Origin of the sequence: Limnohabitans sp. 2KL-3 (assembly GCF_001269405.1) — a bacterium.
Lineage (GTDB): Bacteria > Pseudomonadota > Gammaproteobacteria > Burkholderiales > Burkholderiaceae_C > Limnohabitans_A.
The window spans coordinates 82171-95736 of record NZ_CXON01000001.1 but is presented as its reverse complement, the minus strand read 5'-3'; the positions used below and the strand labels follow the sequence as shown (position 1 = coordinate 95736).

Annotated in this window: 14 protein-coding genes; 11 read left to right on the top strand and 3 right to left on the bottom strand. The window is 61.4% G+C overall.

The features are described 5' to 3' along the window. The first annotated feature begins 5 nt into the window (after positions 1-5). The 9 genes from can (at position 6) to AMM41_RS00275 (ending at position 8178) form a co-directional block, all read left to right on the top strand. Positions 6-659 (top strand): carbonate dehydratase, encoded by a 654-nt coding sequence (gene can, locus AMM41_RS00315; RefSeq protein WP_089952527.1) that lies wholly within the window; start codon positions 6-8, stop codon positions 657-659. A gap of 13 nt (positions 660-672) precedes the next feature. Next, positions 673-1185 carry a hypothetical protein gene (locus AMM41_RS00310; protein ID WP_089951813.1) on the top strand — a complete coding sequence of 171 codons (513 nt, stop codon included), beginning with the start codon at positions 673-675 and terminating at the stop codon, positions 1183-1185. Positions 1186-1196: 11 nt separating this feature from the next. Further along, on the top strand, positions 1197-2381 hold the full coding sequence (locus tag AMM41_RS00305) for an acetyl-CoA C-acyltransferase (RefSeq protein ID WP_089952524.1): 1185 nt from the start codon (positions 1197-1199) through the stop codon (positions 2379-2381). An 80-nt stretch (positions 2382-2461) separates the two neighbouring features. Then, positions 2462-3139 (top strand): SDR family oxidoreductase, encoded by a 678-nt coding sequence (locus AMM41_RS00300; protein WP_089951810.1) that lies wholly within the window; start codon positions 2462-2464, stop codon positions 3137-3139. 20 nt (positions 3140-3159) lie between these two features. Next, a complete protein-coding gene (locus AMM41_RS00295) occupies positions 3160-4287 on the top strand; it encodes an acyl-CoA dehydrogenase family protein (RefSeq protein WP_089952522.1) in 1128 nt (375 codons plus the stop codon). Positions 4288-4336: 49 nt separating this feature from the next. Next, on the top strand, positions 4337-5728 hold the full coding sequence (gene trkA, locus AMM41_RS00290) for a Trk system potassium transporter TrkA (protein ID WP_089951807.1): 1392 nt from the start codon (positions 4337-4339) through the stop codon (positions 5726-5728). Beyond that, positions 5728-7191, top strand: coding sequence for a TrkH family potassium uptake protein (locus AMM41_RS00285; protein WP_089951805.1), 1464 nt, complete (start codon positions 5728-5730; stop codon positions 7189-7191). Before trkA ends, AMM41_RS00285 begins: the two co-directional genes overlap by 1 nt. Before the next feature lie 35 nt (positions 7192-7226). Beyond that, positions 7227-7658 (top strand): rhodanese-like domain-containing protein, encoded by a 432-nt coding sequence (locus tag AMM41_RS00280; protein WP_089951802.1) that lies wholly within the window; start codon positions 7227-7229, stop codon positions 7656-7658. A gap of 127 nt (positions 7659-7785) precedes the next feature. Further along, positions 7786-8178: a YchJ family protein gene (locus AMM41_RS00275; protein WP_089951799.1), complete on the top strand. Its 393-nt coding sequence runs from the start codon at positions 7786-7788 to the stop codon at positions 8176-8178. On the opposite strand, the gene AMM41_RS00270 is transcribed toward AMM41_RS00275, so the two are convergent. Further along, a complete protein-coding gene (locus tag AMM41_RS00270) occupies positions 8154-8570 on the bottom strand; it encodes an SMU1112c/YaeR family gloxylase I-like metalloprotein (RefSeq protein ID WP_089951796.1) in 417 nt (138 codons plus the stop codon). The genes AMM41_RS00275 and AMM41_RS00270 overlap by 25 nt on opposite strands. A gap of 68 nt (positions 8571-8638) precedes the next feature. Between AMM41_RS00270 and AMM41_RS00265 the strand changes: the two genes are divergently transcribed. Then, positions 8639-9289: an HAD family hydrolase gene (locus tag AMM41_RS00265; RefSeq protein WP_089952520.1), complete on the top strand. Its 651-nt coding sequence runs from the start codon at positions 8639-8641 to the stop codon at positions 9287-9289. A 47-nt stretch (positions 9290-9336) separates the two neighbouring features. On the opposite strand, the gene AMM41_RS00260 is transcribed toward AMM41_RS00265, so the two are convergent. Next, on the bottom strand, positions 9337-10593 hold the full coding sequence (locus AMM41_RS00260; RefSeq protein ID WP_089952518.1) for an ATP-binding protein: 1257 nt from the start codon (positions 10591-10593) through the stop codon (positions 9337-9339). A 127-nt stretch (positions 10594-10720) separates the two neighbouring features. Continuing rightward, entirely contained in the window at positions 10721-11713 is a 993-nt protein-coding gene (locus AMM41_RS00255) for an AraC family transcriptional regulator (protein ID WP_228769056.1), read from the bottom strand. 218 nt (positions 11714-11931) lie between these two features. Here AMM41_RS00255 and AMM41_RS00250 point away from each other — a divergent pair, with 218 nt between their 5' ends. After that, the gene (locus tag AMM41_RS00250; RefSeq protein ID WP_089951791.1) at positions 11932-13539 is read left to right on the top strand and encodes a carboxyl transferase domain-containing protein; all 1608 of its coding nucleotides are present in this window, start codon (positions 11932-11934) and stop codon (positions 13537-13539) included. Positions 13540-13566 lie beyond the last annotated feature (27 nt).

Sequence of the window (13566 nt, the reverse complement as noted above, 5' to 3'; positions counted from 1 at the left end):
TCACCATGACTTCATCACTGCAACAACTTCTGGACAACAACCGCCAATGGTCAGCGCGCATGGTGCGCGATGACCCGGCGTTTTTCTCTCGCTTGGCCAACCAGCAAAACCCCAAGTATTTGTGGATCGGCTGCTCCGACAGCCGCGTGCCCGCCAACCAGATCACGGGCTTGGACCCGGGCGAGGTGTTTGTGCACCGCAACGTGGCCAATGTGGTGGTGCACTCGGACCTGAACGCGTTGTCGGTCATCCAGTACGCTGTGGATGCGCTCAAGGTCGAGCACATCATGGTGGTGGGGCATTACGGCTGCGGCGGTGTGCTGGCCACGCTGCGGGGCATGCGTGTGGGCCTGGCTGACAATTGGCTGCGCCATGTTCACGATGTCAAGGTGCGCCACCGCCGCCGACTGGATCACCTCACGGTGCCCGAGCAAGAAGACGCCCTGTGCGAGATGAACGTGATCGAACAGGTGGGCAACGTGGCCCTGACCAATGTGGTGCAAGATGCCTGGTCGCGCGGACAAAAGCTCAGCGTGCACGGCTGGTGCTATGGCCTCAAGGATGGCCTGGCCAAAGACTTGGGCGTCAGCATGAGCGGTGCCCATGAGGTGGTGGATGTGTTCCGCAGCGCCTTCAAGCGCTACCCCCGGGGCGTCTGATCGCCGTGTGCCCATGAGCTTGGCCGAACTTCTGGAGATGGGCAGTTATGCGGTGACCGTGTTCGGTCTGCCCTATGCCGTCTGGGTGTTCTGGCTGGAGCAGCGCAAGGAGCGCGAAAACGAAGAAGAAGAGGCCTACCAGCACCTCTCTGACGCCTACAACGATTTCCTGAAAGTGGTGCTGGACCACGCTGATCTGCAGCTGCGCAGTCAGCACGCCCTGCACAATCCCACACCTGACCAAAAAGAGCGCATGTTGACCATTTTCGACATGCTGATCGCCTTGTTCGAGCGGGCCTACCTGATCGCCTTTCGCGACAACATGGGCGCCACCGAACAGCGGCGCTGGAACTCTTGGGACGACTACATGCGCGAGTGGTGCAGGCGCGACGACTTCCGTTTGGCCCTGCCACTCTTGCTGCGCGGCGAAGACCCCGACTTCGTGGCCTACATCCGCCGCATCGCTGAAGAAGAAACCGGCGAACACCTCATCATTGCCGACATCCACAAAGACACTCACACTTGAAAGGTTTCACCATGTCACACGACCCCATCGTCATCGTCAGCGCTGCCCGCACCCCCATGGGCAGCTTCCAGGGCGACTTCTCGCCACTGGCCGCCCACGACCTGGGGGGGGCCGCCATCAAAGCCGCCGTCGAGCGCGCAGGCATCAGCCCTGAGCTGGTCACCGAAGTGCTGTTTGGCAACTGCCTGATGGCGGGCCAAGGCCAGGCACCGGCACGGCAGGCGGGCTTCAAGGGCGGTTTGCCCAAGAGCGCGGGCGCGGTCACTTTGTCCAAAATGTGCGGCTCGGGCATGCGCGCGGCCATGTTCGCGCACGACATGCTGGTGGCCGGCACACACGATGTGTTGGTGGCCGGGGGCATGGAAAGCATGACCAATGCGCCCTACCTCATGCTCAAGGGCCGTGGCGGTTACCGCATGGGCCACGACCGCATCTTTGACCACATGATGCTCGACGGCCTGGAAGACGCTTACGAGCCCGGCCGCAGCATGGGCACCTTTGGCGAAGACTGCGCGGCCAAGTACAGCTTCACCCGCGCCGAGCAAGACCACTTCGCCACCACCAGCGTGCAGCGCGCCAAGGCCGCCACCGAGTCGGGCGCCTTTGCCACCGAGATCACGCCCGTCACGGTGAAAGACCGCAGCGGCGAGCGCGTGGTGTCCATCGACGAAGGCCCGGGCAAAGTCAAGCTCGACAAGATCACCAGCCTCAAGCCCGCCTTCAAGAAAGACGGCACCATCACCGCCGCCAGCAGCTCGTCCATCAACGACGGCGCAGCGGCCATGGTGTTGATGCGCGAGAGCACCGCCGCCAAGCTCGGCTGCAAGCCCTTGGCCCGCATCGTGAGCCACGCCACCCACGCCCAAGAGCCCGAGTGGTTCGCTACCGCCCCAGTGGGCGCAACGCAAAAAGCTTTGGCCAAAGCGGGCTGGAAGGTCGAAGACGTCGACCTGTGGGAAGTCAACGAAGCCTTTGCCGTGGTGCCCATGGCGCTCATGAAAGAGCTGAACGTGTCGCACGACAAGGTCAACGTGAACGGCGGTGCCTGTGCCCTGGGTCACCCGATTGGCGCATCCGGTGCGCGCATCATGGTCACGCTGATCCATGCCCTCAAGGCCCGTGGCCTCAAGAAGGGTCTGGCCACGCTGTGCATTGGCGGCGGCGAAGGCACGGCGGTGGCGCTGGAATTGGTCTAACGCATCCCTTGTAGGAGCGACGCCCTCGTCGCGATGAATCACCTAACCATTCGCGACGAGGGCGTCGCTCCTACAAAACCATGACCACTGTTCTCCTGATAGGCGCCTCACGCGGCATTGGCCACGAACTGGCTCGCCAGTACCTCGCTGAGGGCTGGCGTGTGATCGCCACTGCCCGCTCTGACGAAGGCATCGCGAGCCTGAAGGCCTTGGGCGCTCAAACCCTGCGCCTCGATGTGGCCAACCCCGCCAGCAACTCATGCCTGTCCTGGCAGCTCGATGGCGAAAAAGTTGATCTGGCCATCTATGTGGCAGGAGCCATGGACCGTGCCTCAGCCAGCACCCCACCCACCCGCGACAGCTTTGACGCCGTCATGCACACCAACGTGATGGGCGCGATGCAGGTCATCCCTCAGATCGTGCCCATGGTGCAAGAGGCGCAAGGCGTCATCGCCTGCATCAGCTCCATCATGGGCAGCATGCAAGAGACCACCAGTGGCAACGCCGCGATGTACCGCGTGAGCAAGGCTGCCCTCAACATGGTGGTGCGATGCACCCAGGCCGAGCAGCCCGGCATCACCGTGCTGGCCATCCACCCCGGCTGGGTGCAGACCGACATGGGCGGATCAGTGGCACCGCTGACCCCCCAGCAAAGCGCGAGCAGCCTGCGTCAGACGCTGAACCACGTCCTTGAACAACACGACCCGAAACACCGGGGCGCATTTTTGAACCATGACGGCAGCACGCTGCCCTGGTGACCCGACAAAGAAAGACCGACATGCTGCTGACCCCCGACCAAGAAATGATCCGCGACGCCGTGCGCGACTTTGCCCAGCGCGAGCTGTGGCCCCACGCCGCCGAGTGGGACAAGAAACATCACTTTCCCAAAGAAGCGCACAAGGGCCTGGCCGAGCTGGGGGCGTATGGCATTTGTGTGCCCGAAGAACTGGGCGGCGCGGGCCTGGACTATGTGACGCTGGCGCTGGTGCTCGAAGAAATCGCAGCCGGTGACGGCGGCGTCAGCACCACCATCAGCGTGACCAACTGCCCCGTGAATGCCATCTTGATGATGTACGGCAACGCCGCGCAAAAAGCGCAGTGGCTCACGCCGCTGGCCCAAGGCCAGATGCTGGGTGCGTTTTGCCTGACCGAGCCGCATGTGGGCTCGGACGCCTCCGCCCTGCGCACCACGGCCGTGAAAGACGGCGACGAGTACGTGATCAATGGCGTCAAGCAGTTCATCACCAGCGGCCAGCACGGCGACGTGGCGGTGGTGATTGCCGTGACCGACAAAGGCGCGGGCAAGAAAGGCATGAGCGCCTTTTTGGTGCCCACCAGCGCCCCGGGTTATGTGGTGGCACGCCTGGAAGACAAGTTGGGCCAACACAGCAGCGACACCGCGCAGATCAACTTCGACAACTGCCGCATCCCCGCCGAAAACCTGATCGGCCAAGAGGGCGAGGGCTACAAGATCGCCCTGTCGTCTTTGGAGGGCGGGCGCATCGGCATCGCTGCGCAAAGCCTGGGCATGGCACGCAGCGCTTTGGATGTGGCCATCGACTACGCCAAGCAGCGCGAGAGCTTTGGCACGTCCATCTTCAACCACCAGGCCGTGGGTTTCAGACTGGCCGATTGCGCCACACAGCTCGAAGCGGCACGCCAGCTGATTTGGCATGCGGCCAGCTTGCGCGATGCAGGCCGCCCTTGTCTGAAAGAAGCCGCCATGGCCAAGCTGTTTGCCAGCGAAGCAGCCGAAAAAGTCTGCTCCGCCGCCATCCAGACCCTGGGCGGCTACGGCTATGTGAGCGACTTTCCGGTCGAGCGCATTTACCGTGATGTGCGTGTGTGCCAGATTTACGAAGGCACCAGCGACGTCCAGAAAATCATCATCCAGCGCGCACTCTGAGAGCAAGAATGGCCAGTTGGCACCGGCCCTTCACGTATCATCGCGGCCCATGAACATCATCATCTTGGGTGCGGGTCGTGTGGGCGAAAGCGTTGCTGAAAGCCTGGTTTCCGAGCAAAACGACATCACCGTCATCGACCAAGACCCCGAGCGCTTGCGTCTGTTGCAAGAGCGGCTGGATTTGCGCGGCGTGGTGGGCAACGGCATTCAGCCTTCGGTGCTGCAAGAAGCGGGGGCACAAGATGCCGACATGCTGATTGCCTGTGCGGCGGCCGACGAGTCGAACCTGGTGGTCTGCAAGATCGCCCACGATGTGTTCAACGTGCCCACCACCATCGCCCGCCTGCGTTCACCCGAGTTCAACGAGGGCGACGAGTTGCTGGGCAAATCCGGTTTTGCGGTGGACCATGTGATCTGCCCTGAAGAGTCGGTCACGCGCTACATCGAACAACTCATCCAGTACCCCGAGGCCTTGCAGGTGCTCGAATTTGCCGAGGGCCGCGTCAGCCTGATCGTGGTGCGTGCGGCCGCTGACAGTCTGCTGGTGAACCACACCATCGCCGAGTTTCGCGACCGCTTGCCGCATGCCGAGATGCGCGTGGTGGCCCTGTACCGGCAAGACGCGCTGGTGGACGCCTTGCCCGAGACCCGCATCCTGCCCGGTGACGAGGTCTTTGTCTTGGCCGATACCCAGACGATACCGATCGTGCTGGCGGCCATGCACAAGACCGATCAACCTGTGCGGCGACTGATGGTGGCTGGGGGCGGCAAAGTGGGCCTGCGCTTGGCCCGCAATGTGGCAAACCGTTACGAGGTCAAACTGATCGAGCGCGACAAAAAGCGCTGCGAATACCTGGCCAGTCAGTTGCCGTCGAGCATGCTCATCCTGAACGGCGATGGCGCAGACGAAGACCTGCTGCACGAAGAGAATGTGGGTGAAATGGACCTGTTTCTGGCCCTGACCAGCGACGACGAGGACAACATCATGTCGGCCATGCTTGCCAAGCGCATGGGTGCGCGCCGCGTCATGGCCTTGATCAACCGCCGCGCTTATGCCGACATGATGCAAGGCAGCACCATCGACATCGCGATCTCGCCCGCGCAAACCGTGATCGGCGAGTTGTTGGCGCACCTGCGCCGGGGCGATGTGGCGGCGGTGCACAGCCTGCGCCGGGGCGCAGCAGAAGCGCTGGAGGGCATTGCGCGCGGCAACATCAAGACTTCCAAGCTGGTGGGGCGGCGGGTTGAGGAAATCAAGCTGCCCCAAGGCGTGAGCATGGGGGCCATTGTGCGCGGCGAAGGCAAAAAATCCGAAGTGCTGATGCCGCACCACGACACCTTGATCGAAGCCGACGACCACATCATCTTGTTCATTCCCAACAAGCGCGATGTGCGCGCGGTGGAAAAACTCTTTCAGGTCACCGCGACCTTCTTTGGTTGATGTTCACCTTCTTCGCTCCCGTGTTGTCCTTGATGGCGCGCATCTTGATCGCGTTTTCGGTCGCGTTTTTGGTGCCCGGCATCTGGGCCTGGTTTGAAGATCACCGTGACTTGCAGTGGATCTGGCTGGCGGGCTTTGGTTTGACGGCTGTCAGTGGCTTGGTGCTGGCGGCACTCACTCAAAAGCATCGGCGGGAATTGAAGACCAAAGACGGTTTCTTGCTGGTCAACATGGTGTGGCTGGTGCTGCCCGCTTACTCGGCCTTGCCCCTCATGTTTTTGGTGCCCGAGATCACCTGGTTCAAGGCTTATTTTGAAGCGATGAGCGCCCTCACGGCCACAGGGGCCACGGCTTTGTCGGGGCTCGACCATTTGCCGGTGTCGGTCAACATTTGGCGCTGCTTTTTGCAGCTGATCGGAGGCCTGGGCATCATGCTGCTGGTGGTGGCGGTTTTGCCCATGTTGGGCTTGGGCGGTATGCAGCTCTACAAGACCGAAACCCCCGGCCCCATGAAAGACACCAAGTTCACCCCCCGCATTGCCGAGACGGCGCGGGGCTTGTGGGGCGTGTACTTCTTGTTTTCGGGCGCGTGCCTGCTGGCTTACCGCTGGGCTGGCATGAGCTGGGCCGATGCCTTCATGCACATGTGCACCACCATGGGCTTGGGTGGGTTTTCTCCTTACGACGCCAGTTTTGGGCACTTCAACTCGCCCATGATCGAGTGGGTTGCCATCGTGTTCATGACCTTGGCCGGTATCAGCTTTGTGCGCTACTTTGTGGTCTTGCGCAGCCGCTCCCTGTTGCCCATCACCAACGATCGCGAGATCCGCACTTACCTCGGCGTCTTGCTGGGCTCCACCTTGTTGGTGATGGCCTTGCTGCTGGTTCATGGTGTTTATGAGGATGGGCTGGAGGCCTTGCGCATCAGTGCTTTTCATGTGGTGTCTTTGGCCACCACCACCGGTTATGCCGCCACCGATTACGCACAGTGGCCGGTGTTTGCCCCGATCTTGTTGATGTTTCTGGGCTGCTTTGCATCGTGCGCAGGTTCCACGGGCGGCGGCATCAAGATGGTCCGCATGGTCTTGCTGATCAAGCAGGCCCGGCGCGAGCTGGTGCGCATCATCCACCCCCGAGTCATCAACCCGGTCACGCTGGGCGGCGCCGTGATCCCGATGTCGGTCATGACGGCGGTGCTGGGCTTCATGCTCATTTATGGTGGGGCGACCATGGGCCTGAGCATGCTGCTCTTGCTCAGTGGCATGGACATCGTGACCGCGTTTTCGGCTGTGATCGCCACCGTCAACAACATCGGCCCCGGCTTGGGCCAGGTGGGCCCTTCGGGTAACTTCGGTGGCCTGAACCCTTTTCAGTTGAGTGTTTTGAGCTTTGCCATGCTGCTGGGCCGCCTGGAGCTGCTGTCGGTGCTGGTCTTGTTCAGCTCGCACTTCTGGCGCAAATAAAACAAGTTTTTTACCGTTCAAACAAGGAGAGACACATGCCCATCACCAAAGGATTTCAAGCCCTCGTCGGCGAGGCCATGGCCCAGGTCACCACGCACAGCGTGGCCGAGGTGCAAGCGCGCCTGGCCGACCCCACCGTGCAAATCGTGGACATCCGCGACCCGCGTGAGCTCGAACGCGAAGGCACCGTGCCCGGCGCTTTGCTCGCGCCCCGGGGCATGCTCGAATTTTGGGTGGACCCAGCCTCGCCCTACTTCAAGCCCGTGTTTGCCGACGAGAGCAAACAGTTCATCTTGTTTTGCGGCGCAGGCTGGCGCAGCGCCCTGGCCACCAAAACCCTGCAAGACATGGGCATGACCAATGTGGCCCACATCGACGGCGGTTTTGCCGCATGGAAAAAAGCCGCAGCCCCCATGGTCACGCTGGAGCAGCACAAGGCCGAAAGCGCGGCGCGCAAAGGCGCGTGATGCCTGATGCCTGATGCCTGATGCCTGATGCCTGATGCCTGATTTTTGTAGGTCGGTGGCTTTAGCCCCGACAAGCCGGACCACTCAGGTTGGTCGGGGCTGAAGCCATCGACCTGCAAAAGAGCCCATGAAATTGACACACTGCCCCTGTGGCCGCACCAACCCCAAAGGCCAAGCACTGAGCTTGGATGCTTGCTGCGGCCCGCACCACGCCAACCAGAACGCCCCCGATGCGGAGCGCCTCATGCGCTCGCGCTACAGCGCCTTTGTGCTGGGTGACGTGCCGTATCTGCAGGCCACTTGGCACAGCAGCCAGCGCCCAGCCGAGCTGACGCTTGAAACAGGAGGCAAGTGGTTGGGTTTGGAGATCAAGCAGCACCGGGTGACAGGCGCTGACACCGCCGAGGTCGAATTTGTGGCGCGCTTTCGGGTGGGCGGCAAAGCGGTGCGCCAGCACGAACGCAGCCGCTTTGTGCGCGAGGACGGGTGCTGGTTTTATGTGGATGGCGACGTGCTCTGAGCTTTCGCCTCGTACAACTCCAAAGGCAATCCATCCGGGTCGGCAAAAAACACGAATCGTTGCCCCGTGTATTCATCGGTGCGAATGTCCTCAACGCCAACGCCATGCGCCTGCAGGTACACCGCCCATTCGCTGACATTGGCCACGGCAAACGCCAGGTGCCGCAAACCTTGCGCTTCGGGGTAGCTGGGGCGCGGCGGCGCACACTTGAAAGAAAACAACTCAATCTGCCCGCCATCGGGCAAGGCCAGATCCAGTTTCCAGGAGTCGCGTGTGGCACGGAAGTTTTCAGCCAAAATTTTCAGGCCCAGAACTTGGCTGTAAAAGCGTTTGGAACGTTCGTAGTCCGAGCAGATGATGGCCGTGTGGTGGATGCGAAGCAGGTCGGGCATGGTGTGTGTTTTTGGGGTCTATCCGAGCCCGTAGTTTGCCTTGTACCCATGGCTTTATGATCTCCGTCATGAACTTTGAAGCCATTTTGTTTGACTGCGACGGCGTGCTGGTGGACAGCGAAGCCATCACCTGCGGCGTGCTGCGTGACATGTTTGAAGAGCAAGGCTGGCGCATGACGCTGGCCGAATGCATGCAGCGCTTTGTGGGCCACACCGTCAAAAGCCAGCGCAGCGTGATCGAAGCGCACACCGGCGTGCCGCTCACCGATGCGTGGCTGGAACAGTTTTTTGCCCGGCGCAACGAGCGCTTGACACAAAGCATCACCGCCATCGAAGGCGTGCACGAAGCGGTGGCGCACCTGCACGACCACTGCCAGGGCCGCATCGCGGTGGCTTCGGGGGCAGACCGCTTCAAGGTCGAGATGATGCTCAAGCAAGTGGGCTTGATCCACTTTTTTGAAGGCCGAATTTTCAGCGGCCACGAGATGCCGCGCAGCAAACCGCACCCTGATGTGTACCTGGCCGCTGCCGCGCACCTGCAGATTGATCCGGCGCGCTGCCTGGTCATTGAAGACACCACCGTGGGCATCACGGCGGGCGTGGCTGCTGGAGCCACGGTGTGGGCTTATGCGCCACCAGGCGCTGACGCCCATGCCCTGCGCCAGGCCGGTGCGGCGCAGGTGTTTGAGCACATGCGGGGATTGCGCTTGGGGTCATGAGCGCGGGGAAGGTTCAGGCGGAATGGCTCAAGCTTGCAACTGATCGTTCATCGCCATAAAAGAGAGACAGGACCTGCATGCAGTTGCGCGTCAAACGGTGTGATGCGGTCATGGTCATGGAGTACAAGTCCATGTAAAAACTTATCGCCGACTGCGGCCTGAAGTTGGCGTAGCCCTCTCAAATCGACGTTGCGCACCGTGGCCGATGCTTTGACTTCAATGCCAACCACACGCCCCTGTGGGTCTTCAATGACCAAGTCCACTTCGTCTTGGTTTTTGCTGCGAAAGTGTGAAACGCGCAGCCGCTTGTCGGACCAGGTGACGAGCTTGAGCACTTCGGAGACCACGAAATTTTCCAACAATGGTCCCCAACTCACGCGCTCGGGTGAGGCGTCTTTTTTCAATGTCTCGGCCGTGGCGCTGCGCAGTGCTGCAAGCAAGCCGGTGTCCAAAAAATGCAGCTTGGGCGTTTTCGTCAATCGGCTGATCGCATGGCTTGACCACGGGGGTATTTGGCGCAGTAAAAACAATCGCTCCAAAATGCCCACATATTTCTGTGCGGTCGGAGATGTCAGCCCCAGCGCGGCGCCGTAACTGCTGTGGTTCACCATTTGCCCTGCGTGCGCCGCCAGCATGTTCAAAAGGCGCGGCATGCGGTCGAGCTGGTCGATGTGGGCGATGTCACGCACATCGCGATCGAGGATCAAGGCCACATAGTCCAAGAGCCAGGCTTGGCGGCGACCCACCGTTGAGCGTCGCAGTGCTTCTGGGTAACCGCCTTTGAGCACCAAATCCATCAGATCATGGCCCACCACAGGCATGCCCACATCGGGCAAGCCTTGGCCGTCAAACAAACGGTCCAACAAATCGCCTGGCGTGGCGGCCAACTCGGCTTGCGCGAAGGGCAACAGTGTGACGACCTCTAAACGACCCGCCAAAGAGTCGGCAACCAAAGGCATGGCCATGAGGTTGGTGGAGCCGGTGAGTAGAAAGCGACCTGGCCTTGTGTCCTTGTCCACACTTTCTTTGATGGCCAACAAGAGATCGGGTGCGCGTTGAACTTCATCGATCACGGCTTGACTCAAGCCCCGTACAAAACCTGTGGGGTCGGCACGAGCAGCAGACAAAGTGGCGGGGTCGTCCAAGGTGATGAAAGGGCGAGCAGGGTTTGCGTACCGTCGCGCCAGTGTGGTTTTGCCTGCTTGGCGAGGGCCCACGATCAGCACCACGCGCGTGTCCTCTAGCGCGACGGCCACTTTGGCTTGAACGAAGCGTCGGATCTCTGACTCATTCGGGCGTGACATAGGGGTGGGCATGTGGCTTGTTTGGGCTTTTAATTATGGATAAATTTAAACACACGTAAGGCCAAATTTAAAATATAAACTGGTTATATTTAAATGATTAGCGCTTTTCGAACCGATAAAAGCCAATTCAGGTGGACCGGGGTGGCCGACGAGACCTCACACCCTCCGGCGTCACACCCGTCCACCCCTTGAAAGCCCGCATGAAACTCTTCTCGTTCTGAAACCCCACCTCGCCAGCGATCTGTTTGATCGGGCGCTGCGTGCGCAGTAACAGGTCGGTGGCCAGGTCGCGGCGCACGGCGTCTTTGAGTTGCTGCAGGCTGGCTCCTTCTTCCTTGAGTTGCCGGTGCAGCGTGCGCGGTGACAGGTTGAGCCAAGCCGCCAGGTCGTCGGCATTGCGGCTGTGCTCGGGGTGCTCGGCCAGGGTCTGGCGCACTTTTTCCACCAGCAGGCGGTCGCGCCGGTAAGGGCGCACGGTGAGCAGCAGGGCGCGTTGCAGCATGCGCTGCAGGGCGGCTTCGTCGCGGCGCACCGGCAGGCTCAGGTAACCCGCGTCGAACTGCAGACTGTTTGTGGGCGCGTTGAACTGCGTGGGGCCATCAAACAGCACGCGGTAACTGTCGGCATGGGGCGGCGGGGCAAAGCGCAGCGTGGTTTGTTGCAAGGGGATGCGCGAATCCGTCAGCCAGCAGGCCACGCCCAAAGCATTGCGCAGCACCGAGACCACGGCAAATTCCTGCAAAGCGCCCAGTTCGCGTTGTTCGGTCAATTGCAGGCTGGCCACGCCGTGCGACGGGCTGACTTGCAGGTGGATGTCGTCGGTCAGCAGGCCGTGGTGGCGGCACCAGCGGGCCAGCGCTACACCCAGGGTGGGGGCAGTCAGCGAGGCACGCACCAGCATGCCGTAACTGCCCCAAGGCAGGCGGCGGCTGAACCAGCCCAGGGCCTCGTCGTCCAGCTCGCGCATGGCACTGGCCGAGAGCCATTCCATTTGCAAAGCGGTGATGCGCGCATCGGGTTGATGCAGCAAGTCTGGCGCAATTTGTGCCGCCTGCAGGGCGGGCAAGGGGTCAAGGCCACGCAAGGTGAAAGCGCTGGCAATGGCGCGCACAAAAGCCATGGGTGTTTCAGCGCGCACGGAGAGGGCGGGTTGGTTCGCCAATGAATGGCCAGGGTTGGGGTGGGTGCTGGCAACGTCTCTCATGGTGGCGCAAATTGTGGCACGATTTGCAACCCATTTGACACCCCCAAACGGGGCTGCAGCCTTTAAGCTGGCAGGCATTGCACGTTCGATGCGCCCGGGGCCATGCCCTGCGGCCCCAGACCCAAGGAAGCACCATGACCGTTTTGCACTCCCAACTGAACCCGCGTTCCGCCGATTTCCAGCACAACGCCGCCGCCATGCGGGCCTTGGTCGATGACTTGCGTGCCCATCTGGAGCGTGTGGCCCAAGGCGGTGGCGAGGCCCCTCGCGCCAAACACACCGCCCGGGGCAAGCTGCTGCCGCGTGACCGTGTGCAGATGCTGCTCGACCCCGGAACGCCTTTTCTGGAGGTTGCGCCGCTGGCTGCGCTCAACATGTACAACAACGACGCGCCCAGCTCCGGCGTGATCGTGGGCATCGGCCGCGTGAGCGGCGTGGACTGCATGATCGTGTGCAACGACGCCACGGTGAAGGGCGGCACTTATTACCCGATGACCGTGAAAAAGCATTTGCGTGCTCAAGAGATCGCGCAGCAAAACCACCTGCCTTGTATTTATCTGGTGGACTCGGGCGGTGCCAACTTGCCCAACCAGGACGAGGTCTTTCCTGATCGCGACCACTTTGGCCGCATCTTTTTCAACCAGGCCAATATGAGTGCGCAAGGCATCGCGCAGATCGCGGTGGTCATGGGCTCTTGTACGGCGGGTGGCGCTTATGTGCCTGCCATGAGCGACGAGACCATCATCGTCAAGAACCAAGGCACCATCTTTTTGGGTGGCCCGCCACTGGTCAAAGCCGCTACGGGCGAGGTGGTCAGTGCCGAAGATTTGGGCGGAGGTGATGTGCACACCCGCTTGAGTGGCGTGGCCGACCACTTGGCGCAAAACGATGTGCACGCGCTGGCGCTGGCGCGTCAGGCCGTGAAAAACCTGAATGCGCAAAAAGCCCCCAACATCGCCACGCACACGCCTGTGCCCCCGAAGTTCGACGCGCAAGAGTTGTATGGCGTGATTCCCACCGACACGCGCAAGCCCTTTGATGTGCGCGAAATCATCGCCCGCATCGTCGACGGCTCGGAGTTTGACGAATTCAAATCGCGTTTTGGCACCACCTTGATCTGCGGCTTTGCCCGCATCGAAGGCATGCCGGTGGGCATCATTGCCAACAACGGCATTTTGTTCAGCGAGTCGGCGCTCAAAGGCGCTCACTTCATTGAGCTGTGCTGCCAGCGCAAGATCCCGCTGGTCTTCTTGCAAAACATCACCGGCTTCATGGTGGGCCGCAAATACGAAAACGAAGGCATCGCCCGCAACGGCGCGAAGATGGTCACGGCTGTGGCCACTGCTGCTGTGCCCAAGTTCACCATCATCATTGGCGGCAGCTTTGGCGCGGGCAACTACGGCATGTGCGGCCGCGCCTACAGCCCCCGCTTTTTGTGGATGTGGCCCAACGCCCGCATCAGTGTCATGGGCGGTGAGCAGGCGGCCAGCGTCTTGGCCACGGTCAAACGCGACGGCATCGAGGGCAAGGGCGGCCAGTGGAGCATGGAAGAAGAAGAGGCCTTCAAAGCCCCGATCAAGCAGCAATACGAAGACCAGGGCCACCCTTACTACGCCACCGCCCGCATTTGGGACGACGGCATCATCGACCCGGCCGACACCCGCCGCGTGCTGGCGCTGGGCCTGAGTGCATCGCTGAACGCCCCGATCCCCGAGACGAAATTTGGACTTTTCCGCATGTGATGTGTATGATTTTGTGAATTCATACAC

Excerpts from the sequence above, each read along its gene's own strand:
- can (WP_089952527.1), top strand. The coding sequence starts at position 6 with ATGACTTCATCACTGCAACAACTTCTGGACAACAACCGCCAATGGTCA.
- AMM41_RS00310 (WP_089951813.1), top strand. The coding sequence starts at position 673 with ATGAGCTTGGCCGAACTTCTGGAGATGGGCAGTTATGCGGTGACCGTG.
- AMM41_RS00305 (WP_089952524.1), top strand. The coding sequence starts at position 1,197 with ATGTCACACGACCCCATCGTCATCGTCAGCGCTGCCCGCACCCCCATG.
- AMM41_RS00300 (WP_089951810.1), top strand. The coding sequence starts at position 2,462 with ATGACCACTGTTCTCCTGATAGGCGCCTCACGCGGCATTGGCCACGAA.
- AMM41_RS00295 (WP_089952522.1), top strand. The coding sequence starts at position 3,160 with ATGCTGCTGACCCCCGACCAAGAAATGATCCGCGACGCCGTGCGCGAC.
- trkA (WP_089951807.1), top strand. The coding sequence starts at position 4,337 with ATGAACATCATCATCTTGGGTGCGGGTCGTGTGGGCGAAAGCGTTGCT.
- AMM41_RS00285 (WP_089951805.1), top strand. The coding sequence starts at position 5,728 with ATGTTCACCTTCTTCGCTCCCGTGTTGTCCTTGATGGCGCGCATCTTG.
- AMM41_RS00280 (WP_089951802.1), top strand. The coding sequence starts at position 7,227 with ATGCCCATCACCAAAGGATTTCAAGCCCTCGTCGGCGAGGCCATGGCC.
- AMM41_RS00275 (WP_089951799.1), top strand. The coding sequence starts at position 7,786 with ATGAAATTGACACACTGCCCCTGTGGCCGCACCAACCCCAAAGGCCAA.
- AMM41_RS00270 (WP_089951796.1), bottom strand. The coding sequence starts at position 8,570 with ATGCCCGACCTGCTTCGCATCCACCACACGGCCATCATCTGCTCGGAC.
- AMM41_RS00265 (WP_089952520.1), top strand. The coding sequence starts at position 8,639 with ATGAACTTTGAAGCCATTTTGTTTGACTGCGACGGCGTGCTGGTGGAC.
- AMM41_RS00260 (WP_089952518.1), bottom strand. The coding sequence starts at position 10,593 with ATGTCACGCCCGAATGAGTCAGAGATCCGACGCTTCGTTCAAGCCAAA.
- AMM41_RS00255 (WP_228769056.1), bottom strand. The coding sequence starts at position 11,713 with ATGGCTTTTGTGCGCGCCATTGCCAGCGCTTTCACCTTGCGTGGCCTT.
- AMM41_RS00250 (WP_089951791.1), top strand. The coding sequence starts at position 11,932 with ATGACCGTTTTGCACTCCCAACTGAACCCGCGTTCCGCCGATTTCCAG.